The 22,563-nt window shown below is 73.8% G+C and carries 22 protein-coding genes; 9 read left to right on the plus strand and 13 right to left on the minus strand.

Annotation, left to right across the window (positions count from 1 at the left end; translation table 11 throughout):
* The first annotated feature begins 12 nt into the window (after positions 1 to 12).
* Positions 13 to 537 (plus strand): inorganic diphosphatase, encoded by a 525-nt coding sequence (locus ACXVGS_RS06350; RefSeq protein ID WP_141786817.1) that lies wholly within the window; start codon positions 13 to 15, stop codon positions 535 to 537.
* A gap of 89 nt (positions 538 to 626) precedes the next feature.
* Here ACXVGS_RS06350 and ACXVGS_RS06355 read toward each other — a convergent pair whose 3' ends face one another.
* The 6 genes from ACXVGS_RS06355 to ACXVGS_RS06380 all read right to left on the minus strand — a co-directional run bounded on the left by ACXVGS_RS06355 (position 627) and on the right by ACXVGS_RS06380 (position 6,363).
* Positions 627 to 1,988, minus strand: coding sequence for an NlpC/P60 family protein (locus ACXVGS_RS06355; RefSeq protein ID WP_458527727.1), 1,362 nt, complete (start codon positions 1,986 to 1,988; stop codon positions 627 to 629).
* Positions 1,989 to 2,232: 244 nt separating this feature from the next.
* Positions 2,233 to 2,754 carry a GNAT family N-acetyltransferase gene (locus ACXVGS_RS06360; RefSeq protein WP_458527728.1) on the minus strand — a complete coding sequence of 174 codons (522 nt, stop codon included), beginning with the start codon at positions 2,752 to 2,754 and terminating at the stop codon, positions 2,233 to 2,235.
* Positions 2,755 to 2,843: 89 nt separating this feature from the next.
* The gene (locus ACXVGS_RS06365) at positions 2,844 to 4,190 is read right to left on the minus strand and encodes an MFS transporter (protein ID WP_458536751.1); all 1,347 of its coding nucleotides are present in this window, start codon (positions 4,188 to 4,190) and stop codon (positions 2,844 to 2,846) included.
* Positions 4,187 to 4,834 carry a GntR family transcriptional regulator gene (locus tag ACXVGS_RS06370; protein ID WP_458527730.1) on the minus strand — a complete coding sequence of 216 codons (648 nt, stop codon included), beginning with the start codon at positions 4,832 to 4,834 and terminating at the stop codon, positions 4,187 to 4,189. Before ACXVGS_RS06370 ends, ACXVGS_RS06365 begins: the two co-directional genes overlap by 4 nt.
* A 109-nt stretch (positions 4,835 to 4,943) precedes the next feature.
* The gene (locus ACXVGS_RS06375; protein WP_458527731.1) at positions 4,944 to 5,513 is read right to left on the minus strand and encodes a DUF4352 domain-containing protein; all 570 of its coding nucleotides are present in this window, start codon (positions 5,511 to 5,513) and stop codon (positions 4,944 to 4,946) included.
* Positions 5,514 to 5,688: 175 nt separating this feature from the next.
* Positions 5,689 to 6,363, minus strand: a complete 675-nt coding sequence (locus ACXVGS_RS06380; RefSeq protein ID WP_458527732.1) for a helix-turn-helix transcriptional regulator — start codon at positions 6,361 to 6,363, stop codon at positions 5,689 to 5,691.
* A gap of 86 nt (positions 6,364 to 6,449) precedes the next feature.
* On the opposite strand from ACXVGS_RS06380, the gene folE reads away from it, so the two are divergent.
* From folE to ACXVGS_RS06400, 4 genes are all read left to right on the plus strand, one after another.
* On the plus strand, positions 6,450 to 7,094 hold the full coding sequence (gene folE / locus ACXVGS_RS06385; protein ID WP_458527733.1) for a GTP cyclohydrolase I FolE: 645 nt from the start codon (positions 6,450 to 6,452) through the stop codon (positions 7,092 to 7,094).
* Between the two features lie 43 nt (positions 7,095 to 7,137).
* Positions 7,138 to 8,358, plus strand: coding sequence for an NAD(P)/FAD-dependent oxidoreductase (locus ACXVGS_RS06390; protein WP_458527734.1), 1,221 nt, complete (start codon positions 7,138 to 7,140; stop codon positions 8,356 to 8,358).
* An 84-nt stretch (positions 8,359 to 8,442) separates the two neighbouring features.
* Positions 8,443 to 8,712 (plus strand): DUF1876 domain-containing protein, encoded by a 270-nt coding sequence (locus ACXVGS_RS06395; protein ID WP_458527735.1) that lies wholly within the window; start codon positions 8,443 to 8,445, stop codon positions 8,710 to 8,712.
* Positions 8,713 to 8,800: 88 nt separating this feature from the next.
* Positions 8,801 to 10,423, plus strand: a complete 1,623-nt coding sequence (locus tag ACXVGS_RS06400; protein WP_458531661.1) for a DUF3352 domain-containing protein — start codon at positions 8,801 to 8,803, stop codon at positions 10,421 to 10,423.
* A gap of 54 nt (positions 10,424 to 10,477) precedes the next feature.
* On the opposite strand, the gene ACXVGS_RS06405 is transcribed toward ACXVGS_RS06400, so the two are convergent.
* Positions 10,478 to 10,936 carry an Hsp20/alpha crystallin family protein gene (locus ACXVGS_RS06405; protein ID WP_458527737.1) on the minus strand — a complete coding sequence of 153 codons (459 nt, stop codon included), beginning with the start codon at positions 10,934 to 10,936 and terminating at the stop codon, positions 10,478 to 10,480.
* 307 nt (positions 10,937 to 11,243) lie between these two features.
* Between ACXVGS_RS06405 and ACXVGS_RS06410 the strand changes: the two genes are divergently transcribed.
* Both ACXVGS_RS06410 and ACXVGS_RS06415 read left to right on the plus strand, forming a co-directional pair.
* Positions 11,244 to 12,488 (plus strand): PP2C family protein-serine/threonine phosphatase, encoded by a 1,245-nt coding sequence (locus ACXVGS_RS06410; protein WP_458536752.1) that lies wholly within the window; start codon positions 11,244 to 11,246, stop codon positions 12,486 to 12,488.
* A gap of 153 nt (positions 12,489 to 12,641) precedes the next feature.
* Entirely contained in the window at positions 12,642 to 13,475 is an 834-nt protein-coding gene (locus tag ACXVGS_RS06415; RefSeq protein ID WP_458533080.1) for an alpha/beta fold hydrolase, read from the plus strand.
* Positions 13,476 to 13,500: 25 nt separating this feature from the next.
* Here the strand turns inward: ACXVGS_RS06415 and ACXVGS_RS06420 are convergent, their stop codons facing one another.
* The 5 genes from ACXVGS_RS06420 to ACXVGS_RS06440 form a co-directional block, all read right to left on the minus strand.
* Complete coding sequence (locus ACXVGS_RS06420; protein ID WP_458536753.1) at positions 13,501 to 14,058, minus strand: flavodoxin family protein; 558 nt, start codon at positions 14,056 to 14,058, stop codon at positions 13,501 to 13,503.
* 123 nt (positions 14,059 to 14,181) lie between these two features.
* Positions 14,182 to 15,399: a CPBP family glutamic-type intramembrane protease gene (locus ACXVGS_RS06425; RefSeq protein WP_458536754.1), complete on the minus strand. Its 1,218-nt coding sequence runs from the start codon at positions 15,397 to 15,399 to the stop codon at positions 14,182 to 14,184.
* A 5-nt stretch (positions 15,400 to 15,404) separates the two neighbouring features.
* A complete protein-coding gene (locus ACXVGS_RS06430; protein WP_458527742.1) occupies positions 15,405 to 15,929 on the minus strand; it encodes a hypothetical protein in 525 nt (174 codons plus the stop codon).
* 155 nt (positions 15,930 to 16,084) lie between these two features.
* On the minus strand, positions 16,085 to 17,719 hold the full coding sequence (locus tag ACXVGS_RS06435) for a histidine kinase (protein WP_458527743.1): 1,635 nt from the start codon (positions 17,717 to 17,719) through the stop codon (positions 16,085 to 16,087).
* On the minus strand, positions 17,716 to 18,402 hold the full coding sequence (locus tag ACXVGS_RS06440; RefSeq protein WP_458527744.1) for a response regulator: 687 nt from the start codon (positions 18,400 to 18,402) through the stop codon (positions 17,716 to 17,718). The genes ACXVGS_RS06435 and ACXVGS_RS06440 overlap by 4 nt, the downstream gene beginning before the upstream one ends.
* Positions 18,403 to 18,611: 209 nt before the next feature.
* Between ACXVGS_RS06440 and ACXVGS_RS06445 the strand changes: the two genes are divergently transcribed.
* Positions 18,612 to 19,445: an alpha/beta hydrolase gene (locus ACXVGS_RS06445; RefSeq protein WP_458527745.1), complete on the plus strand. Its 834-nt coding sequence runs from the start codon at positions 18,612 to 18,614 to the stop codon at positions 19,443 to 19,445.
* 223 nt (positions 19,446 to 19,668) lie between these two features.
* Here the strand turns inward: ACXVGS_RS06445 and ACXVGS_RS06450 are convergent, their stop codons facing one another.
* Entirely contained in the window at positions 19,669 to 19,920 is a 252-nt protein-coding gene (locus tag ACXVGS_RS06450) for a hypothetical protein (protein ID WP_141786802.1), read from the minus strand.
* A gap of 181 nt (positions 19,921 to 20,101) precedes the next feature.
* Here ACXVGS_RS06450 and ACXVGS_RS06455 point away from each other — a divergent pair, with 181 nt between their 5' ends.
* The gene (locus tag ACXVGS_RS06455) at positions 20,102 to 22,519 is read left to right on the plus strand and encodes a TIM-barrel domain-containing protein (RefSeq protein ID WP_458527746.1); all 2,418 of its coding nucleotides are present in this window, start codon (positions 20,102 to 20,104) and stop codon (positions 22,517 to 22,519) included.
* Positions 22,520 to 22,563 lie beyond the last annotated feature (44 nt).

Genomic DNA, 22,563 nt, shown 5'->3' on the forward strand with positions numbered 1-22,563 from the left:
AAGGGCACACACGTGGAATTCGACGTCACCATCGAGATCCCGCAGGGACACCGCAACAAGTACGAGGTGGACCACGCGACGGGGCGCATCCGGCTGGACCGGCTGCTGTTCACCTCCACGCGCTACCCGGCGGACTACGGCTACGTCGAGGACACCCTCGGTGAGGACGGCGACCCGCTGGATGCCCTGGTGCTGCTGGAGGAGCCGACCTTCCCCGGCTGCCTGGTCTCCGCCCGCCCGATCGGCCTGTTCCACATGCGCGACGAGGCCGGTGGCGACGACAAGATCCTGTGCATCCCGGCCGGTGACCCGCGCCAGGCGCACATCACCGAGCTCGAGCACGTCAGCGAGTTCGACCGCCTGGAGATCCAGCACTTCTTCGAGACGTACAAGGACCTCGAGCCGGGCAAGTCGGTCGAGGGCGCCCACTGGGGCGGCCGCGCCGAGGCCGAGAAGATCGTCGCGGAGGCGGTCCAGCGCGCCAAGGACGCCGGCATGACCACGGCGCGCTGGCCGGGGCCGAACCCGGGCCACTGAGCCCCGCTCCCCCTCTCACGCCGAAGGGCGCCCGCTGACCGCGGGCACCCTTCGCGCGTCTTCCGAGGTCTGCCGGCCGGCCGGGCCGGTCAGGGGCGGCCGCCGTAGGGCAGCAGGTCGCTGCGCCAGATGCTGGAAATGCGCACCTCCGCCCCGGTGTAGGGCGCCTCGATCATCTGGTCCCCCCCGATGTACAGGCCCACGTGGTGGCTGGTGGGGCCCGAGTCGCCGAAGAAGACCAGGTCGCCGGGACGCAGGTCGCCCAGCGGCACGCGGGCGGTCTCGTCCCACTGGGCGCCGGTGTAGTGGGACAGGCTGACCCCCGCCTCGGCCCAGGCGCGCATGGTCAGGCCGGAGCAGTCCCACGTGCCGGGACCGGCCGCCCCCCACTCGTAGGGGTCGCCGACCTGGGCGCGAGCGAACGCGATGACGGCGGATACACCGCCGGACACCGGAGGCGGCGCGTCGGTCACCGGCGGCGTGGGGGTGCTGCTCCCGCCATCGCCGTTGCCGGATCCGCCACCGGAACCGCCCGTGGTGCTGCCGCTGTGCGAACCGCCGCCGCTGGGGTGGTTCTTCGCCTGCTCGGCCGCGCGGCGTGCCGCCTCGGCCGCGGCCGCACGGGCCCGCGCCTGGGCTGCCGCCCGCGCGGCGGCCGCGGCACGGGCCTGCGCCTGCGCCTCGAGGCCCTGCTGGCGCTGGCGCTCGAGCGTGACGGAGGTGTTGCGCAGGGTGGCCAGCTGGCTGAGCATCCTCGCCTGCTCCTGCTGCACCCGGGCCGTCTCCGCGGCGGCCTGGGTGGCCTGCGACTGCGCCGCCCGCCGCGCCGCGTCGGCGGCCTGGGCCGCGGCCAGCTGCTGGGCCTGGGCCTGCGCGGCCTGGCGCTGCAGCACCCCCGCGACGACCGCGCTGGCCGAGGCCTCGGCGAGCGTGCGGTTGCGGATGTCGCTGACGATGGACAGGCCGGCTGCCTTGTCGAGGATGTCCTGCGGGCCCCGGCTGGACAGGAACGCGTCGAGACCGCCGAGGCCGTTGCTGCCCATGTAGGCCTGCGCCGCGAGCTGGCCGACCTTGTCGGAGGCCCGCTGGGCCACCGTGGCGGCGGCCGCCGCGCGTAGGCGGGTCGCCTGCGCCGCCCGCGTCTTCTCGGCGAGGAGCAGGGTGGCGCCGTTGGCGGCCTCGGCCGCCTGCTCCGCACCCGCGCGCACCTGCTCGAGGTGGGCGGTGGAGGCGATGAGCCGGGCCTGGATCGCGTCGGCCTGCGCTGCCTTGGCCGCGGTCGCCGCCTTGGCCTGGGCGACCTGCTTGGCGGAGGGGTAGACCGGGTCGGCCGACGCCGGGAGGACGAAGCCGAGCAGCAGGCCGGCGCCGGCACCAGCCACGAGGGCGGCACGCAGGCCCCGGGGCAGGACGGGGTGCTCGCGGCGCGGGGCGAGGGGCTCTCGACGCACGGGGGACCTCCGGATCAGCGGGCTCGGCCGATCGAGCGTAGGCGCGCTTCACCACTTCCTGCCCACGAGTCACAAAAATCCCATCCGTGCCAGAGCAGGGCCCTGACCTGCGAGAACGCCACCACCGGAAATGACACCCATGTCTTTTTGCAGGTCACCTCCAAGGTCGGCGCATCGACAAGCGCCGATCCGCCGGCAGGTCACAACTTGGTCACGGCAGGCCGACGAGATGGTGGTGTCGAGCTCAGGGCAGGCGGCGCTCGAAGCGCGGCTCGCCGTCCTCGTTGCGGCCGGTCGGCAGGAACCGGTTGCGCAGCAGCACCGCCTGGCTCGGCACGTTGTCGGGGAGGGTGTGGGCGACGACGAGCCGGATCCCGGCCGCCTGGGCCGCTGCCACCAGGCCGGCCACCGCCTCGGAGGCGTAGCCCTGGTGCCGCGCCCCCTCGACGAGCCCGTAGCCGATCTCGACGCTCGCGTCCGGCCCGGGCGGCCCGAAGAAGCCGACGCTGCCGACGGCCAGCCCGATCTCGCGCACCACGATGTGCCGGGGCAGCCACGGCACATCCTGCGGCCCCGGCGCGGGCAGGGACGCCACGTGCCGGGCGACGTCGACGTCGTCCTCGCGCGGGTAGCCCTCGACCCAGCGGGGCAGGCGTCGACCCTCCAGCATCGCGGTGACGTCCTCGCGGGTGAACACGTGCAGGTCCAGCCGGGCAGTGCGCACGGGCAGGTGGGACAGGGCGGCGGTCTCGGTGGCTCCAGTCACGCCAGCGAACCTAACCGCCCGCGACCACACCCGCCGCCGGGTTTCCCGCGCCCCGAGGTTGCCCCCATGCGCCGAGGGGGACCCCGGCCTCAGGCGGCGGTGACGCGCTCGCCGCGCAGCGCGGCATACATGGCGGGGTCCTGCTCGCGCAGGTGGACCCGGGTGCGGCGCCGGTAGCGCAGGATCTGCACCACACCGACGGCCCAGACGAGGTACTGCACCGACATCGCCGCCTTGAACGAGCCGACGGTGTAGGTGGCGGGGCCGCCGGGGGCGACGTGGTCGAGGACCACGCCGATCAGCGCCACCGTGGACAGGGCAGCGAAGAAGCCGCCGACGTTGACGATGCCGGTGGCGCTGCCGATGCGGGTAGGCGGGTTGAACGTGCGGGCGAGGTCGAAGCCGACCATCGAGCCCGGGCCGCCGACCGCCGTGACGACCACGAGCACCACGAGCAGCCACAGCGGCGCCCGGCCGGGCCAGAGCAGCACCGCGGTCCACACCGACACGATCGCCGCGACGATCCACAGGATCAGCGTGGAGCGGGAGTACGGCCAGCGCGTGACGAACGTGCCGATGACCGGGCTGCACACGATCGTCGTGACGACCATGAGCCCGAGCAGAGTGCTCGCCGTGGCCTCGCTCAGGCCTTCGCCGGAGACGAGGAACGGGAAGCCCCACAGCAGGGTGAACACGTTGGCGCCGAACTGCGAGGAGAAGTGCGACCACAGCCCGAGGCGGGTGCCCGGGGTCTCCCACGCCAGCCGCAGCGCCCGGCCCACGGCGCTCATCTTCAGCTCCTCGCGGTGGTGATCCTCGTAGGGCGAGTCGCGCACCACCGCCAGCAGCAGCGCACCGGCGAGGACGCCGAGCGAGGCCGCGAGGGCGAAGGAGCGGGTCCAGCCCAGCCCGTGCAAGGCCGCCGACAGCGGGCCGGCGGCTGCGAGCGCGCCGAGCTGGCCGACCAGGCCGGTGACCTGGGTGACCATCGGGGTCCGCGCAGCGGGGAACCAGAGCGCGACCAGGCGCAGCACGCTGATGAAGACCATGGCGTCGCCCATGCCGACGAAGACGCGCGCCACGACGCCCTCGGCGAAGGTGTCGGCGAAGGCGAACCCGAGCTGCGCCAGCGTCATCAGGGTCAGCCCGATGCTCAGCATCCGCCGCGAGCCGAACCGGTCGAGCGCGGCGCCGACGGGGATCTGCATACCGGCGTAGACGAACAGCTGGACCATCGTGAAGGTCGCCAGCTGCGCCGAGCTGATGTGGAACCGCTCGGCCGCCACCAGCCCGGCCACCCCCAGGGAGGTGCGGTGGAAGACGGCCAGCAGGTAGACCGCGATCGCGACGGTCCAGACCAGCCACGCCCGACGTCCGCCGAGCGGGTGCCTCAGCGTCGGGTCGGTCGGCTGCAGGTGCGCGGGCGGCGGGGTCACCGGGCCACCCCGGCCTGCTCGCGTGCGATCTCGAGGTGGTCGCGCGTGGCCGCCAGGAAGGCCGCCTTGGTCCCCGAGCGCAGCAGCTCCAGCAGCTGCCGGTGACCCTGCACAGCCTTGTCCATCCGGCCGTCGGCGACTCGCATGGCGGTGCTGGTCAGGCACATCTGGCGCTCTCGCAGTGAGCGGTACTGCCGGGTGAGGACGGCATTGCCGGCACCGGCGACGATCCGCTCGTGGAAGGCCCGGTCGGCCTCGCTGAACTCCGCGACCGCCCCGCGACGACGGGCGTCGCGCATCTGCTCCAGCAGCGTGGCGAGGTCGTCGAGCACCTCCTTGCGCCGCGCCCATAGGCGGTCGGCCGCCCACTGCTCGATCAGCTCGCGCGCCTCCACGACGTCGCGCGCCTCCTGCGCAGAGACCGGTATGACGAGTGCGCCCTTCTTCGGGTAGAGCCGGACCAGGCCCTCGGCCTCCAGACGCAGCAACGCCTCGCGCACCGGGGTCCGGGACACACCCACGGCCTCGGCGACCTCGCCCTCGGTGACCAGCACCCCTCCGGCGTGGGTGCCGTCGAGGATGGAGCGCTTGAGGTGGGCGTAGGTCCGCTCGGAGGCGGACGGCATACCGGAGGATGTGTCCATGATGCATCTATCTTAGATGCATCATGGCCGTGGCCCGGACATGGGACAGGGCGCCCACCCCCTCGGCGCGCGCCCTGTCGGCTCGGGTGGCCGGGTCCCCGGCCCGGTGTCAGCGCAGGCTGAGCGTGACCCCGTCGGAGTAGGCGGAGTCGTGCAGCTCAACCGCGGCGGGACGCGCCGACCGCGGGACGTCGTAGTAGACGTCGCCGCTGACCGACTCACCCGGCGCGACCTCCTGGTAGATCGTCTGCACCTTGTCGCCCCCGTCGTAGATGCTCGCCGTGCTGTCGGCGGAGAACTTGTGCCCGCTGGCGTCGACGAGCAGCTGGTTGTCGGCGAAGAGCGACTGCGGCTGGTCGGCGACGTTCTCGACGGTCAGCGAGACGCGGCAGTACTGCCCTCGGGGTCGCTGGCCGAAGGTCGCGGTGCCGACCGAGGACAGCCCACACGTCAGGCCGGTCACGTCGAACTCCAGCCGGCCGTCGCGCACCGTGGACCGGTGCTCGGCCGCGGCGGCCTGCTGCCCCCGCACCGAGGCCTGCGAGCCGCCACCCGAGGCGGCCGCGCTGACCACCCCGGCCAGCACGAGCGTGCCGACGACGGCGACGAGACGGTTGCGGCGGTGGTGGCCCGGGTGCACGACGGGGGTGCGGTCGACGACCGGGGGACGCGCGGGCATGCGGGAGACGCTCCTTGCAGACGGGCAGGGGGCAGCGCCGGGCGCGCCGCAGGGGCAGGCAGGTGGGGTAGGCCCCGGCATGGCTCATGCCCGGAGGCCGCACCCATTGTGTGGGTTGGGTGCGCATCTGTCCGGCAAATCGCCACATTCCTCCACCCAGCCGGTATGCCGCGCCTCAGGGCTCGCGGGAGGCCGGCTCCAGGCGCACGCAGCAGTGCCCCGGCTGCGGCGCGAGGCGAGCCACCATCGCCGTGTCACCCAGGCCGTCGAGCAGGCCCTCGACGAGGTGCAGGTTCATGCCGCAGACGAGCGCGGTGTGCTCATGCGCGAGCTCGTGGAACGGGCAGTTGCGCAGGACCAGGCCCTCCCCCTCGGCCGCGGGCTCGAAGCCCAACCCCTCCAGGGCCTGGGTGACGGACCCGGACGCCTCCCGGGCGCCGACGCCGGCACCCATCGCCCGGGACCGGCGCTCGAGCACCAGCCGGGGCGGCTCCTGCGAGGCCTGGGCCTCCTCCATGGCCCCGGCGAGCAGCAGGCCGGCGAGGTCGTAGCGGCGTTCGGGCAGCTGCACGCAGACCTCTCGCGCGGAGCGTACGTAGAGCTTGGCCGGACGACCCGCGCCCGGCCCGACCCGTCCGGTGCGCCGCTCGAACCGCACGTCCAGCAGGCCCTCGTCGGCCAGCCGGTCCAGGTGGAACGCGGCGGTCTGGCGCGGCAGGTCGAGGGCGCTCGCCGCCTCGTCCCGGCCGACCGGTCGCTCGGAGCGGGCCACGAAGTCGTAGAGGCGTCGCCGCGTCGGCTCGGCGAGGGCCGCGGCGGCGTCGAGGTCGTCCCCGGGTCTGGTGTCCACGCTCCCACTGTAAAACCCGGCGGGGTTGACGGAAGAGAGATCGAGATTCTAATTTCAAGAGAACCAGTTTTTAGAAAGGACCGGCCATGACCTCCGCCGCCCCCGAGTCGTCCCCCGCCCGCCCGCTGCACACCGGGACCGAGGCACCCCGGCGGCTCCGGGTGGTGCACGGCCGCGACGGCGTCGACCTGCCGGCGGCCGAGCGCGCCGTCGCCGACCTGCTGCGTGCCCTGGGCAAGGACCCGGCGACCGAGCACCTGACCGACACCCCGCGCCGGGTCGCGGAGTCGCTCACCGAGCTCATCACCCCGCGCGAGTTCGACCTGACCACCTTCCCCAACGACGAGGGCTACGACGAGCTCGTGCTCGCCCGCGACATCCCCGTGGCTTCGCTGTGCGAGCACCACATGCTGCCGTTCCGCGGGGTGGCGCACGTCGGCTACCTGCCCGGCCCCCGGCTGCTCGGGCTGTCCAAGCTCGCGCGCGTGGTCGAGCTGTTCGCCCGCGACCTGCAGGTGCAGGAGCGGCTGACCACGCAGGTCGCCGGGTGGCTCCAGGAGCACCTGGCCCCCAAGGGCGTCGGCGTCGTCATCGAGGCCGAGCACCAGTGCATGTCCCTGCGCGGGGTGCAGGCCACCGGCTCCCGCACCGTCACCTCGGCCGTGCACGGGCTGATCCGCGAGGACGCGCGGTCGCGACAGGAGTTCTTTACGCTGGCACGAGGCTTCTGACCCCGCGTCCGACACCCCCGCACCGCCTGAAGGAAGAGGACCTGTGAGCACCCAGACCTTCGTCATCGTCGGCGCCAGCCTGGCCGGCGCCAAGGCCGCCGAGACCCTGCGCGAGGAGGGCTTCGACGGGCGGGTCGTCCTGCTCGGCGAGGAGACCGAGCGCCCGTACGAGCGCCCCGAGCTGTCCAAGGGGTTCCTGCTCGGCACGAAGCCGGCGGACAAGCTCTACGTGCACGCGGCCGACTTCTACGCCGGGCACGACATCGAGCTGCGCACCTCGACCGCGGTGACCGCGCTGGACCCCGGCGCCCACGAGGTGGTGCTCGACGGCGGCGAGCGGCTCGGCTACGACCGCCTGCTGCTGGCCACCGGCGCCTCCTCGCGCCGCTTCCCGGTGGCCGGCGCCGACCTGCCCGGGGTCGTCTACCTGCGCCGGATGGGCGAGTCCGACGACCTGCGCACCGCGATCCAGGGCGCCTCCCGCGTCGTGGTCGTCGGCGCCGGCTGGATCGGCTCGGAGGTGGCCGCCTGCGCCCGGATGCTCGGCGCCGAGGTATCGATGATCGCCCCCGAGGCGGTGCCGCTGGAGCGGGTGCTCGGCCCCGAGGTCGGCGCGGTCTACCGCGACCTGCACGCCGACAAGGGCGTCGACCTGCACCTGTCCACCGGCGTGGACCGGATCGAGGGCACGGACGCGGCGACCGGCGTGCGCACCTCCGACGGCACGCTCGTCGAGGGCGACCTCGTCGTCGTCGGGATCGGCGCGGCCCCGCGCGACGAGCTGGCCCGCGCGGCGGGGCTCGAGGTCGACAACGGGGTCCTCACTGACGAGCACCTGCGCACCAGCGAACCGGACATCTACGCCGCCGGAGACGTCGCCAACGCGATGCACCCCTTCTACGGCAAGCGAATCCGCGTCGAGCACTGGGCCAACGCCCTGAACCAGGGGCCCGCGGCGGCGCGCAACATGCTCGGGGCGGGCACGGCATACAGCCGGGTGCCGTACTTCTACTCCGACCAGTACGACTTCGGCATGGAGTACAACGGCTACGCCACCGAGTGGGACCGCGTCGTGTTCCGCGGCGACCCGGCGAGCCGGGAGTTCCTCGCGTTCTGGCTGCGCGACGGCCAGGTGGTGGCGGGCCTGAACGCCAACGTCTGGGACCAGGCCGACGGGATCAAGGCGCTGGTGCGCTCCGGCGCCCGCGTCGACGCCGACCGCCTGGCCGACCCCGCGGTCGACCTCGGCGAGCTGCTGGGCTGAGCGGCGGGCCCCGCGGGGACCTTCGCCCCTGACCCGCCCGGGGGCCTGCGCAGGAGGCTGGAACCCCGAGGGGCGGAGGCCACCATGACCCGGACCATGCACCTGACGGTCGACATCTACGTCGACGAGCACGACGGCGACACCCGCGCGGAGGCACGGCTGCACCACCCGGACGGGCCGCTGCACACCGGCCACGGCACGGCCCGGCGCAACCCCGGCGACGCCGAGGTGGCCGAGATCGGCGACGAGGTGGCCATCTCCCGGGCCCTGTCCGACCTCGCCACCCAGCTGCTCGACGCCGCCTCGGGCGACATCGCGGCCGTCACCAACAAGCCGGTGCACCTGAACCAGTGACCGGTTCGCCCGAACTGTCCCGATGGGTTCCCGCTGAGCACTAGGCTTCGGCCGCCAGCCACTGCGCACTCCCCAAGGGGACCCCATCATGTCGTCGCACGAACCCGATCCTGCACGCCCTCCGGGCGACTCCACGCCCACCGAGCCGACGCCTGCGGAGGCCGCGGCCGCCCCGGTGGACCCGGCCGCCCCGGCTGCCCCCGTCGAACCCGCCCCCTCCGAGGTCGCACCGGCCCGGCGCCGGCGCGGACCGGTGATCTGGGGCATCGTCGCCCTCGCCGTCGTCGCGCTGGCCCTGACCGCCGCGGCGTTCGGCATGAAGCTGGTCGGCGGCGGCCCCCAGCCGGACACCCTGGTCCCGTCCACGGCGCTGGCGTACCTGCGGGTGGACACCGACCCGTCGATCGGCCAGAAGGTCTCGGCGGTGCGGTTCCTGCAGAAGGTGCCGCAGGTCAAGGGCGTCCTGGACAGCGGCGACCCCCGCAAGCGGCTGGTGGACTCACTGATCGAGCGCAGCGGCAACAAGGACTTCAGCTACGCCCGTGACATCGAGCCCTGGCTCGGCGACCGGCTCGCGGTCGCGGTCCTGCCGCCGAAGTCCGAGGGCGCCGACCCCGAGCCGCTCGTCGTGGTGCAGGTCAAGGACGAGGCCAAGGCCCGCGCCGGCATCGCCAAGCTCTCCGCCGGCGACAACGACAAACCGGAGGTGACCTTCAAGGACGGCTACGCCCTGCTCACCTCGGCCGGCAACGGCAAGGCGGTCACCGACGCCATCGCCAAGGGCACCCTGGCCGACTCCTCGACGTATGCCGGTGACGTCGCCGCCGTGGGCGACCAGGGCATCGCCTCGGGCTGGCTCGACCTCGCCGGCCTGGCGAAGGCCGGGGCCTTCAAGGAGGTCGGCGGCGACACCACGAAGCTGTCGGTCAACCCGTTCGGCTCGGGTGACCTCAAGGGCGCGGGCCGGGCCGCGTTCGCGCTGCGGTTCGACGCCGACGCGGTCGAGCTCGTGGGCGTCTCCCGCGGGGCCACCGCGGTGAAGAAGCCGGCCACGACCGCCGGGTCGGCGATCACCCACCTGCCCGCCGACACCGCCGTGGCCATGTCCGTCTCCGGCCTCGACCAGGTCATCGGGCAGGCCTGGGACGGCATCCTCAAGGGCATCGGTGCGCAGTCCCCCGGTGAGGACGTCAACGGCGAGCTCAAAGCGATGGAGTCCCAGCTCGGCATCTCGCTGCCGGGCGACCTGCAGACCCTGCTGGGGCGCAACCTCGTGCTCGCCGTGCCCGACCAGGACTTCGCCTCCGGCGACGACCCGCAGTTCGGGGCCCGGGTGACCACGGACGCCGCCAAGGCCGACGCGGTCGTCACCCGCCTGGAGCGCCTGGCGATCCAGACCGGCGGGGAGCTGCCGATCGTGCACCAGGCCAAGGGCGACCAGTTCTACCTGGCCAGCTCCCGGGACTACCTCGGCAAGCTCACGGCCGACGGCACGCTGGGCGACAGCGCGGCGTTCACCGCGGCCGTGCCGGACGCCAAGGACGCCCAGTATGTCCTGTTCGCCGACCTCGACCGGCTCGAGAAGAGCTACCTCGACCAGGTGCCGGCGCGGGACCGCGACCTGGTCAAGGCGCTGCGTGCGGTCGGTGCCTCCGGCTCGGTCACCGGGAACGGCGAGGCCCGTTTCACCCTGCGCGTCGTCGGCAACTGACGCCGGCACGACGGTGCCCCGGAGCCTGAAGCTCCGGGGCACCGTCGTGTCCGGTCAGGTCGCCGACGGGGCTCCCGGCGCCTCGACCGTCGGCTGCGCGGAGCTGCCGCCCACCGCGATCGGGATCCGGCGCGGCTTGGCCTCCTCGGCGACCGGCAGGCTCAGGCTCAGGACGCCGTCGGCGTAGGTCGCCTCGATCCGGTCAAGGTCCAGCCCGCGGCCGAGCGTGAGCTGGCGCACGAACGTGCCGGTCGGGCGCTCCTGTGCCAGCCATTCGACGTCCTCGGGCTGCGCCGAGCGCTGCGCCCGGATCGTCAGCGTGCGACCGTCCACCCCGACGTCGACCGAGCCCGGGTCGGCCCCGGGCAGGTCGCAGCGGAGCACGTAGTGGTCACCGGAGCGGAACAGGTCCACCGGCATCGACCGCATGGACTGCCCGACGTCCGAGGCGCGGGAGAGCATGCGCTCGGTCAGGGTGTCGAGATCACGGAACGGGTCATAGCTGAACGCCACCACCAACACCTCCTCGGTATGTCGTGCCGCAGCCACCGCGGCTTCGGCCGGTGCGCGGCGGGCCGAGTGGTCATACGCCCCCGCGCCACACCCCCACAGGTAGCACGCCCCGGCGAGGGACCCCAGGGCCTGAGGGCCCGGCGTACCGGGCAGTTTTTGGGCAAACACCCGGCGCGGGGACCCGTCGCGGGAGCAGAGTGTCCGTGGGGCCCGCCCGGGGGCGGGAGGATCGGGGGACGCGATGTCCGCACGCAGCGGGGTCAGGACGTCGGCAGGCACGACAGGACCAGGCGCCGGCACGCGGCGGGTGACACCGCCGGGGCCGGCGCCGGACGCGGACCGTCGGCACCTGGAGATGCTGGCCCGGGCCACCCGCCTGCTGGAGACCCCGCTCGACCTCGCAGCCACGGCGTGGCAGACCGCCGAGCTCGTCGTGGCCGAGCTCGCGGACTGGTGCCTCGTCGAGGTGACGGGGTCCGACCAGCAGCGGCTGTGCGTGCTGGCCCACCACGACCCGGCTCTGCTCCCGACCGCCGAGCTGCTCCGGCGGCCGGAGCACCTGACCATGCTGCTCGAGCTCATGGCGGTCCTGCCGGCGGTCACACCGGTGGGCCTGGCCGGCGCCGGCCACGGCCTCCCCCCGGCACTGGGGGACGCCTGGTGCGCGCTCACGGTGCCGCTCACCTCGGCCGGTCGACCGGTCGGCTCGATGATCCTGCTCCGCGCCGCAGACCGGCCCAGCCACGCCGACGACGTCCAGCTCGCGGTCGAGCTGGGCCAGCGAGCCGGGGCCGCGGTGCAGAAGGCCCGCCTCTACGCCGACCTCGAGGAGACCACCCGGGTGCTCCAGGCCAGCCTGCTGCCCCCGGTGCTGCCCCGGGTGCCGGGGCTGATGGTGTCGGCGCAGTTCCGCTCCGGCACGGCCGGCAGCGACATCGGCGGCGACTACTACGACGTCTTCCGCACCGGCCCGAAGCGGTGGTGGGTGGCCCTCGGCGACGTCTGCGGCAAGGGCGCGGCGGCGGCCGCGCTCAGCGCCGCCGTGCGGCACAGCCTCCACGCCATCGCCCCCGACACCGACGACCCGGCTTTGGTGCTGCGCCGGCTCAACGACGTGCTGCTCGGGGAGGACTGGGACGGGCGGTTCACCACCCTGCTGCTCCTCACATTCGTCGACGGGGGCCACCGTGACGGGCCGCTGCCGGTCTGGATGGCCTCCGGCGGCCACCCGGCGCCGATGCTGCGCGCCGCCGACGGCACGGTCCGCCCCGTCTCGTGCCCGGGCACGCTCGTGGGCGCGGTGCGCGAGCTGTCGGTGGCCACGGTGCGGCTCGACCTGGAGCCCGGCGACACGCTCGTGCTCTACACCGACGGGGTGACCGAGGCCCGCGACCCGTCCGGGGTGGAGCTCGGCGAGGGCGCCCTGGCACGGCTGCTGGCCGGGCACCGAGGCGACGGCGCGGACCTCGCCCAGGCGCTGGCGCAGGACGTGCTCCGACACGCGGATGGTGAGCTGCGCGACGACCTGGCGCTGCTGACCCTGACCCGGTGACCATGCATGAAGCGCGACCAAACGGGGTACAGGCCCACCCAGCACGCTGATTGCCGGAGACGGAACTCGTGCTCGGGGGCGCGGCCGCAGGGGACGCGCCCCCATCCCTGTCCCCGGCGGGCACCCCGGCCGCTCCCGGCCTAGGGTCGAGGCATGTGGCAGTACCACCGTGACGGGCTGACCTTCGACGTCCTCGACAGCGGACCGCGTGACGGCGAGCCGGTGCTGCTGCTGCACGGCTTCCCGCAGGACCACACCGCCTGGGACGCGGTCACCCCGCTGCTGCACGCCGCGGGCCTGCGCACGCTCGCTCCCGACCTGCGCGGCTACTCCCCCGGGGCCCGTCCCCGCGGCCGCGCGGCATACCGCATGGGAGAGATCACCGCGGACCTCGTCGCCCTGCTGGACGCCGCCGGGCTGGACCGCGCGCACGTCGTGGGGCACGACTGGGGCGGGAGTGCCGCGTGGTCACTGGCGGGTCGCCAGCCGCAGCGCGTGCCGTCGCTGACCGTGCTGTCCACCCCGCACCCGGCGGCGATGCTCTGGGCCTGGACGCACACCCGGCAGGCGCTGGTCAGCTGGTACATGCTCGCCTTCCAGCTGCCGTGGCTGCCCGAGCGGATCGTCGGTCCGCGGCTGGCCGGCTCCCTGCGCCGCAGCGGGGTTCCCGCCGAGCACGCCCAGCGGTATGCCGCCCGGCTGGCCGAGCCGGGCGCCCTGACCGCCGCCCTCGGCTGGTACCGCGGCATCCCTGCGACCCGCAAGGAGGGAGGCGGTGGTGGGCGCACCCGCGTGCCGACCACCTATGTGTGGGGCCGGCACGACTTCGCGCTCAGCCGGGCGGCGGCCGAGCGCACCGCCGGCTACGTGGCCGCGCCGTACGAGTTCATCGAGCTCGACGCCGGCCACTGGCTGCCCGAGAACGAGCCGCAGGCCGTTGCCGACGCGGTCGTGGCACGGGTGCACAGCGCGGCCGGCCAGGCCTGACCGGGCCCGGCCGCACCGCTCGCGCTCAGACCTGGGTGTGGGCCGGCGCCGGCACCAGCGAGGCGCCCCACGCCTGGGCGCGCGCCCGCTCACCCTTGGTCAGCGGCCCCTCGGTACCTTCCACCACGAAGCCCTGCGGCGGGGACATCAGCTCGTAGCCGTGGTGGCGCAGCTTGCGCGCGATGCCGTGGGCGGCACCCCCGGCCAGGTGCGAGCCCAGCCGCGTGTCGAACGCCGCGGCCCGGTGCCCGGCACCCACCTTGGCCAGCGAGGCGAACCACTCCCGCAGACCGGGCCCCTCGGCACCGGGCTCGAGGTCGAGGTGCTGGCCATGGGACTCGGCCTTCTTCTCCTCGCCAGCCAGCCCCGACTGCCGGGTGCGCTCGGAGCTCATCCGCAACACGTGGGTGGGGCCGCCGACGATGAGCAGGTCGACCGCCGCGCTGTCCGCTGCCTCGGCCTCGCCGGCTCGCACCAGCCGCACCCTGGCGTGCTGGTCGGCGTGGCGCACCCCCTCGGCGATCGCCTCGGCGACGGCGTGCGTGTTGCCGAACAGGCTCTCGTAGATGATCACTGCCTCCATGGCGGCACCTCCTCCCAGCAGCCTTGACGGGGCCGGTCGGGGCGGGCAGGGCACATGGTCCCCACGTGCCGCGACCGCGGCGGGGCTGGCCCGTGAGGACCGCGGGCCGGCCCCGCCGACAGCTCAGGCCGGCAGGCCCAGGCGACCACGGGTGCGGGCGGCAACAGCCACGGCCGCGACCACGGTGACCGCCACGGCCGACCAGAACAGGCGCCGGTCACCGCCGACCACGCCGGTCCAGCTGTAGCTGGCGTTGAACGAGGCGTGGAACAGGGCGGCGATGACCACGCTGCCCCCGGCTCGGTTGACCAGCGCGCTGACCAGGACGCTGGTGCCGACGATGAGCAGCGCGAACCCGCCGAGCGGCAGCCCCTGGTCCCGCTCCCCGGGGACGTTGAGCAAGGGCACGTGCCACAGGGCCCAGACCAGGCCGAGGACGACGCTGGCGACCAGCGGCGAGTGCCGGTGCTGAAGCCACGGCAGGAGGACCCCGCGCCAGGCCGCCTCCTCGGTGAGCAGGTAGAGGCCCACGCCGTAGGTCAGGTAGGTCAGCGCCGCCGGCAGCGACATCAGCCGGCCCGGCTCGACCTGCCCGCGGAGGAGGAGGGTCAGCCCGGCCGCGGCGGCGGCGACGGCCATCGGCGCGCCGAGGGCGACGGCATACCAGCGGGGCGACACCCGGAAGCGCGCGAGGTGCGAGCCCAGGTCCCGCAGTGCCGCGCGCCCTCCGGTCAGCAGCAGCGCGAGGGCCAGCGGCAGGGTCATGCTCCACAGGGCCACGCCCTGCGGCAGGTGCCAGCCGAGCAGACCGTCCTCCTGCGCGATGCGCGAGCCCCAGACCGCCCACGGGGGCAGGAACACGGCGGCCAGGACGGCCGCCATGCGCAGCGGGGAGAGCGCGGCCACCGGTGAGGCGCCGACCTCCCGGGCCACCTGACCCTCCGGCCGGGGTCGAAGACCGCGCAGCGCGGCGAGGATCTGCTCGGGGTCGCCATCCTGCTCCAGGTGCAGGACGGCCCCGGCAGCGAGTGCCGCGCGCTGCTCGGCCCGGCCGGGGCTGGTCGCGATGACCGGCAGCGTGACGGCCAGGTCCCGGACCAGGTCCAGGCCCTCGGGGCAGTGCCCCGGCCCGACGTCGACGAGGACGGCGTCGGGGTGGGTCGTGGCGACGGCCTGCCGGGCGCGCGTCGCGTCGGTCGCCTCGGCCACGACCTGCAGGTCGGCGGTGCTCATGAGCAGCCGGCGGACGGCCTGGCGCACCCGAGGGTCCGGCAGGACGACGAGGACCCGCAGGGGGCGGACGCGCGTCGGGGAGGAGGTGGCGGGCATGGAGCCCGTCATGGCCCTCACGCCCCGACCCGGACGTCGGCCGCGACGGTGGCACGCCGGGTGAGCGCGACCTGCCCGGCGGTGACGACCATGCGGACGGTGACCATGGCCAGGGCCATGAGGACGAAGGCGACCGTCCAGGCGTCGGCACCGGTGATCAGGTGGCGCATGGAGAACTCGCCCACGGTCCGGCTCCCGGCGCCCGTGGCCCACTCGGCGAAGGCGACGCGCCCACCGATCACCACGACCCACAGCGCGGCGAACGCGACCCCGGCCCGCACCACGACCTCCTGGCCCTCCCGGCGCACCCGGGTCAGGGCGGCGGCCACGACCCCGAGGACGGCGCCGCCGGCCAGGCCGATGAGCTCCAGCCCGGTGTCGTTGCCGGCCGAGGGCACGTCCTGCAGGAAGACCCCGCCCACGACGAGGACGATGACGGCAGGGACGAGGAACGTCCCGCGGGTGACGCGGTGGCTCCCGAGGTTGCGCAGCAGCACCCAGGCCAGGAGGCCGAGGTTGAGGATCCACTGGGTGGTCGACATGAGGAGGTCCTTTCCGTGGCGCCCGAGGGGGTCGGGCTGTTCACGGAAAAGCCTGTCGCGACAACGCTTCCGGCGGATCGGACTCGTGGCCGGGTCGGTCCGTGCGCAACGGCCACCCCCGGCCTCGGCGCAATGACGTAGACGTGCCCGGCTGCTCAGCCGGGCAGCGGCTGCTCCACCACCACACGGGTGCCCTGTCCGGGGGTGGAGTCGACCACCAGCTCCGCGCCGGCGGCCACGGCCCGCTCACGCATCGTGCCGAGGCCCAGGTGGCCGGGCCGCGGCGCCGCGGGGTCGAAGCCCCGACCGTCGTCGCTCACCTCGACCCGCAGCACGGGTATGCCGTCCGGCCGGCTCCCGGTGCCCAGCACCACCGCCAGACGCGAGGCGTCGGCGTGCTTGAGCGCGTTGTGCAGCGCCTCGAGCACCAGCCGGTAGAGGTGCTCCTCGACGTCCTCCGGCAGCGGGATCCGGGTGGTGGGCGCCTCGACCTCGATCGGGACCTGCTCGCGGGCGGACAGGGCCGCAGCCTGCTTCGCCAGCGCGGAGGCCAGGCCCTCCTCGGCCAGGGCGCCGGGGCGCAGCTCGAAGATGAGCGCCCTCATCTCGGCCAGGGCACCCTGGGTCAGCTCACGCAGCCGCCCGACCTCCTGGGCCGGGGCGCTGTCCTCCCCGAGGCCGGCCGCACCGAGGTGCCGCTCGGCCGCGCGGGCGTGCAGCGTCATGGAGAACAGCGCCTGGCTGACCGAGTCGTGCAGGTCGCGGGCCAGTCGCTGCCGTTCGACCAGGGTGGCGTTCTGCGCGGCGGTGCGGAACAGGGTGGCGTTCTGGGCGGCGACCGCCGCCTGGTCGGCCAGGGCGACCAGGTAGGTCTCGTCGTCCTCGGTCAGCGACTGGCCGGGCCGCAGGTAGACGTCCAGCTCCCCGAAGATGCGCCCCGAGGAGACCAGCGGGATGCCCACGGCGTCCTCCCAGAACGGCTCCTGCCAGAAGGGGTGCAGCCGGGCAAAGGCGGGCTCGGCCACGGCCTCGCTGCGGAAGCCCCGGCGCAGCCCGAGGCGGGGCAGGTCCGCCACCTCCACGTCGCGGAAGGCCCGGTCGCCCCACGCGGCGGCTAGCGCCTCGGCATACCCGGGGGCGAAGGCCTCGTCGACGAACGCACGCGGCGGCACGTCGGAGTCCTCGTCCCAGCACATGATCGAGCAGGCGACCGCCTCCGTGGTCTGGCTCACCGCGGCCACAACCTCGCGCAGCGTCGTCTCCAGCGGCTGGTCGACGCTCATGCCGGCAGCGACGCGGGTGAAGGTGGCGATCCGGGCCTCCATCCGGCGGAAGCGCAGCACCCGGTCGGTGGCGTCGGTGACGATGTCGACGACGCCGACGACCTGACCGTCGGCGTACAGCGGGGCGAACACCACGTCCCAGTAGGTCTCGCGGCCGGGGATCGCGATCCGGTGGGCCGCCTGGCGCACGGTCCGGCCGGCCAGTGCGTTCTCAAACAGCGGGAGCACGGTGTCCTCGGAGCCGGGGATCATCTCGAAGATGTGCCGCCCGGGGCTCGTGAAGTCCGGCGGGGCGTCCAGGTAGTGCTCGTAGAACCCCTGCCAGGTCTTGTTGCAGCGCTGCAGCCGCATGTCGGTGTCGAAGACCGCGACGCCCATGGGCACCCGGTCGAAGAACAGGGCGAGCAGCTGGGCGTCGAGGCTGGCGTCGGTGGCCGGGACCGGCTCGATCACCGGCTCGGTCGGCATCGAGGTGCTGCGCAGCGACGCCTCGTCGGGCAGGGTCATCGGGGACCGCCGCCGACCAGTCCCTCGCGCACCGCCCACAGGGCCGCCTGGGTGCGGCTGGCCAGGCCGAGCTTGGCGAGGATGTTGGAGACGTGCGTGCGGGCGGTGCGCTCGGTGACCCCGAGCAGCCTGGCGATCTGCCGGTTGGTGCCGCCCTCGGCGAGCAGCACGAGCACCTCGCGCTCGCGAGGGGTGAGATCGGCGGCGGCGGAGCGCGGGGTGCGCAGCGAGGCGGTCAGCGCCTTGGCGGCGACGGGGTCGAGGTGCACCTCCCCGGCCACCGCTGCCCGGATCGCGGCCGCGACGTCCGGGGCGTCGGCGTGCTTGAGCAGGTAGCCCGTCGCCCCCGCCTGGAGCACGTCGCGGATGGAGGACTCCTCGACGAAGGAGGTCACGGCGACCACCTCCACGTCCGGCCAGCGGCGCTTGACCTCGCCGGTCGCCTCGACGCCGCCCATCTGCGGCATCTCCAGGTCCATGAGCACCACGTCGGGCAACCGTCCGGCGGCCTCGAGCACCGCCAGCTCCTCCAGTGCCCGGCGCCCGTCGGCGGCCTCTCCGACCACGTCGATGCCCTCCTCCGTGGCCAGGTAGGCGGCCAGCCCGGTGCGCACGACCTTGTGGTCGTCGACGAGGAAGACCCGGGTCGGGCCGGTGTGGCCGGGGTCACCGCTACTGCTCACCGCAGGCTCCATCTCACGCAGGGGGTCACCTCGCATTCTGGCGGCGCGGACCCGCTCAATGCCCGGGTTTCGCGGGTTCGCGGCTAGAATCGAGGGCCAGTCCCCCTGCGAGGGCGGTTCACCGCCGCCCGACGGGCCTGTCTGTGCCGGTCCGTCATGTGCCGCTTCCGTGCGGCCCGCTCCCCCGACGCCGAGGACCCTCGACGCCCGTGAAACGCCTGCCCACCCTGATCGTCTCTGCCCTGGCCGCGCTCGCGCTCAACGCGACCCCAGCCGTCGCCCACAGCCTGTCCGAGGACACGGACGCGCTGCCGTCGATGACCGGCCAGCCAGCCGGCCAGGTGATCATGGCCGACCACCGCGGGCAGGGGCGAGTGATCGAGGCGTTCGGGGACATCGACCACGCCGACCACGTCGTCGTGCTGGTCCCCGGGGTCGGCTGGAACGCCGCGGCCCTGCTCGACGAGTCCGAGGCCACCCGTCGGCACCCGGCCGTGCAGGCACGGGGCATCCTCGCCCAGGCCCGGAAGCTCGACCCGCACAGCCGCACCGCGGTGGTCGTGTGGCTGGACTACGACGCCCCGTCGACCGTCGACCTCGACGCGGCCGAGTCGACCCGCGCCATCCAGGGCGCGCCCCGGCTGGCCGCCTTCGTCAACATGGAGTCCAAGCGGGCCGACGTGAGCGTGGTGTGCCACAGCTACGGCGCCGTCGTCTGCGCCCATGCCGCCTCCCGGATGAACGCCCGCGACATCGTCGCCGTCGGCGCTCCCGGGATGGACGTCTCCACGGTCGGGCAGCTGCACTCCCGCGGCCGGGTCTGGGCCGGCACCGCGCCGGACGACCCGATCTCGATGGTCCCGCACACCACGATCGGCGACCTCGGCCACGGCGCCGACCCGACCGACCCCGGTTTCGGCGCCCGGCTCCTGCCGACCGGCACCTCGCACGGCCACAACGGCTACTTCACGCCCGGAACGCTGTCCCTGATCAACATCACCCGCATCGCCCTGGGCCGCTTCGACCTGGTCCGCGACCGCTGAGGTCCTGAACGCCGCGGACCGGTATGCCGGCCGCGCACCCATGTGCGCGATGACACCTGGCGGGCCACACGGCATACGGCGTTGAGGCTCCGCGCCGGGGCGGCGGGTGCCACACTCGCGCCATGGGCGGATCTCGTGGGGTGGGCGCGGTGCGGCGTGTGCTGACCCAGGTCTGAGGGTTGTCGGGGCCCTGGCCCGGAGGAGTCTCAGGTGAGGCGCGCGGTCAGGCGCGCTCGACGGCACCGGCCCAGACCCAGGTCTCGAACACGTGCGGCGGGGCGCCCCAACGCACCCGTACCGCCCGCTTCGTCCACGCGACGGCCACGGCCGGGACCAGCTCCTCGACGCCGTCCTCCCAGACCACCCACGCGCGCACCCGCGCCGGCTGGGCCGCCGTGGTGACGTCGAGCTGCCCGAGCTGCTCGGGTGCCAGCGAGCGCGGCTGCCGTCCGGCGAGGCGGGGGACGTCGGTCATGACCCCAGAGTATCGAACACCTGTCCGAGTCGATGCCACCGGCGGTCCCGCGCCACCGGGGAGGCGTCCACCCAGCCGACCTGACCTTGCGCGCCGGGTCCGGGCGCCGGAAGCATGGGCGCGGCCACCGCCGACGGCCGGTGGGCACCCGATGACCGACCCCCCGAAAGGCGAGAGCCCCGTGCTGCAGACCGACCACTACATCCGCTTCGAACGGGTCGACTCGGTGGAGGAGACCCCGCGTGGGCTGCTCGCCGGGCTGCACCGGGAGCAGCTGCGCGTCGACCTGGTCGCCGACGACGTGGTGCGGGTCAAGATCAGCCGGGGCGGGGTGTTCGACGAGTCGCCGACGTTCGCGGTGTGCACCGACCCGCTGTCGCGCCCGGTCGAGTTCCGGGTCGAGCGTGACGAGGACCGGGTCCGGGTCATCACCTCCTCGATGGTGGTCTCGCTGTGGCTGGACCCGTTCCGCCTCGACGTGCACCGCACCGACGGCACCCCCGTCGTGGAGACGGCCGCCGACGAGCAGGGCCGCTACTGGGCCTACGCCACGCTGAACGACTCGTTCACGCTGCGCCGCCGGTGCCGCCAGGAGGACGCGGTCTTCGGCCTGGGCGAGAAGTCGGGCCGGCACAACCGCAAGGGCCGCGACTTCACCCTGTGGAACACCGACGTGCTCAACGAGCACGAGACCGCCGAGTTCACGGCCGGCAAGGAGCCGGGCGACCCGCGCGGCGACCGCACCAGCGTCGACTTCGACCCGTTCTATGTCTCGATCCCGTTCTTCTACCACCAGAGCTACCCGGCCGGGACGATGGCCGCCTCCTTCGTCGACAACGGCTACCGGGGCAGCTACGAGTTCTCTGCCAAGGACGAGTACCGCATCAGCTTCGCCGGCGGGCAGTACACCGAGTACATCTTCGCCGGGCCCGACATGCCCGCGATCCTGGGCGACTACACCTGGCTGACGGGGCGCACCGCTCCCCCGCCGCTGTGGGCGCTGGGCTACCACCAGTGCCGCTGGTTCGACTACAGCCAGGAGGCCGTGGAGGCCATCGGCAAGCGGCACCGCGACAACGACATCCCCTGCGACGCGCTGTGGCTCGACATCGAGTACATGGACGGCTACCGGGTCTTCACGTGGAACAAGGAGCGCTTCCCCGACGCGCCGGGGATGCTGGCGCGGCTGTCCGACGACGGCTACCGGGTCATCACGATCATCGACCCGGGGGTGAAGTTCGACCCGGGCTACGAGGTGTTCGACCAGGGTCTGGAGCGCGACGTCTTCTGCAAGACCGAGGGCGGCGACACCTACATCGGCCAGGTCTGGCCGGGCAACACCGCCTTCCCCGACTTCGTCACCGAGGAGGCCCGGGCGTGGTGGGGCGAGCTCAACGCCGCCCACGTGCAGTCCGGCCTGGCCGGCATCTGGAACGACATGAACGAGCCGGCCACCGGCGCGATCCGCGCGAACGCCATGCGGTTCGGCAACGGGAAGTACTCCCACGAGCGCTACCACAACCAGTACGCCCTGCTCATGGCCATGGGCACCACCGAGGGCCTGCTCAAGGCGATGCCGGAGCAGCGCACGTTCATCCTGTCGCGGGCCGGCTTCGCCGGGATCCAGCGCTACGCCGCCAACTGGATGGGCGACAACTTCTCCCGCTGGGACCACCTGTGGCTGGGTGTGGCGATGGGCTCGGGCTTCGGCATCTCCGGCCAGGCGTTCGTCGGCGCCGACATCGGCGGCTTCGCCGGCAACTCCAACGCCGAGCTGTTCCTGCGGTGGATGCAGTACGGCACGCTGACGCCGTTCTGCCGCAACCACTCCGAGATCGGCAACGTCGACCAGTACGCCTGGGCGTTCGGCGACGCGGTGCAGGACATCGTCCGCGAGGCGGTCAAGCTGCGCTACCGGCTGCTGCCCTACATCTACTCGGCGTTCATCCGCGCGTCCGAGACCGGCGAGCCGGTGCAGCGCCCGCTGGTCTTCGACCACCAGTACGACGCGACGGTGCGCGACCTGGACGACCAGTACCTCTTCGGCACCGACCTGCTCGTCGCCCCGGTGCTCGAGCCCGGCGCCACCTCGCGGCAGGTCTACCTGCCGGCCGGCGACTGGCACGACTGGCACACCGGCGAGGTGCTGCGCGGGTCCCGCTTCCTCGTCGCCCCGACGCCGATGGACCGCATCCCGCTCTACGCCCGCGGCGGCGCGGTCATCCCGATGTGGGCGCAGGCGCCGGCGACCACCAAGGAGCACCACCCCGAGGTGGTCGAGCTGCACGTGTTCGTGCCGCTGGCCGACGGGACGCACACCTCGCGCCTGGTCGAGGACGACGGGCTGACCTTCGCCGCGCGCGAGGGCGCCTGCTACGACACGACATTCAACCTCATCCGCTCCGGTGGCGCGGTGACGGTCGACGCCTCGGTCGAGGGCCGCGGCTACCCGGAGTTCGCCCGGCAGGCGTTCCACCTCGTCGTCCACGGTGCCTCACCGTCGGCCGTGACCGTCGACGGCGCCGAGGTCGTTGCGACCGAAGGTGGCTTCCGGATCCCCAACGCCGGCAACGGGTTCCGCGCCAGCTTCGAGGTCTGACCCACCACTCGGTATGCCGTGCCCCACACCACCCAGCGGAGGTG

Source organism: Oryzihumus sp. (assembly GCF_054325275.1).

Bases quoted from the DNA above. Each gene is read 5' to 3' on its own strand.
- ACXVGS_RS06370 (WP_458527730.1), bottom strand. From the start codon at position 4,834: ATGGACACATCCTCCGGTATGCCGTCCGCCTCCGAGCGGACCTACGCC.
- ACXVGS_RS06375 (WP_458527731.1), bottom strand. From the start codon at position 5,513: ATGCCCGCGCGTCCCCCGGTCGTCGACCGCACCCCCGTCGTGCACCCG.
- folE (WP_458527733.1), top strand. From the start codon at position 6,450: ATGACCTCCGCCGCCCCCGAGTCGTCCCCCGCCCGCCCGCTGCACACC.
- ACXVGS_RS06395 (WP_458527735.1), top strand. From the start codon at position 8,443: ATGACCCGGACCATGCACCTGACGGTCGACATCTACGTCGACGAGCAC.
- ACXVGS_RS06400 (WP_458531661.1), top strand. From the start codon at position 8,801: ATGTCGTCGCACGAACCCGATCCTGCACGCCCTCCGGGCGACTCCACG.
- ACXVGS_RS06415 (WP_458533080.1), top strand. From the start codon at position 12,642: ATGTGGCAGTACCACCGTGACGGGCTGACCTTCGACGTCCTCGACAGC.
- ACXVGS_RS06420 (WP_458536753.1), bottom strand. From the start codon at position 14,058: ATGGAGGCAGTGATCATCTACGAGAGCCTGTTCGGCAACACGCACGCC.
- ACXVGS_RS06425 (WP_458536754.1), bottom strand. From the start codon at position 15,399: ATGACGGGCTCCATGCCCGCCACCTCCTCCCCGACGCGCGTCCGCCCC.
- ACXVGS_RS06430 (WP_458527742.1), bottom strand. From the start codon at position 15,929: ATGTCGACCACCCAGTGGATCCTCAACCTCGGCCTCCTGGCCTGGGTG.
- ACXVGS_RS06435 (WP_458527743.1), bottom strand. From the start codon at position 17,719: ATGACCCTGCCCGACGAGGCGTCGCTGCGCAGCACCTCGATGCCGACC.
- ACXVGS_RS06450 (WP_141786802.1), bottom strand. From the start codon at position 19,920: ATGACCGACGTCCCCCGCCTCGCCGGACGGCAGCCGCGCTCGCTGGCA.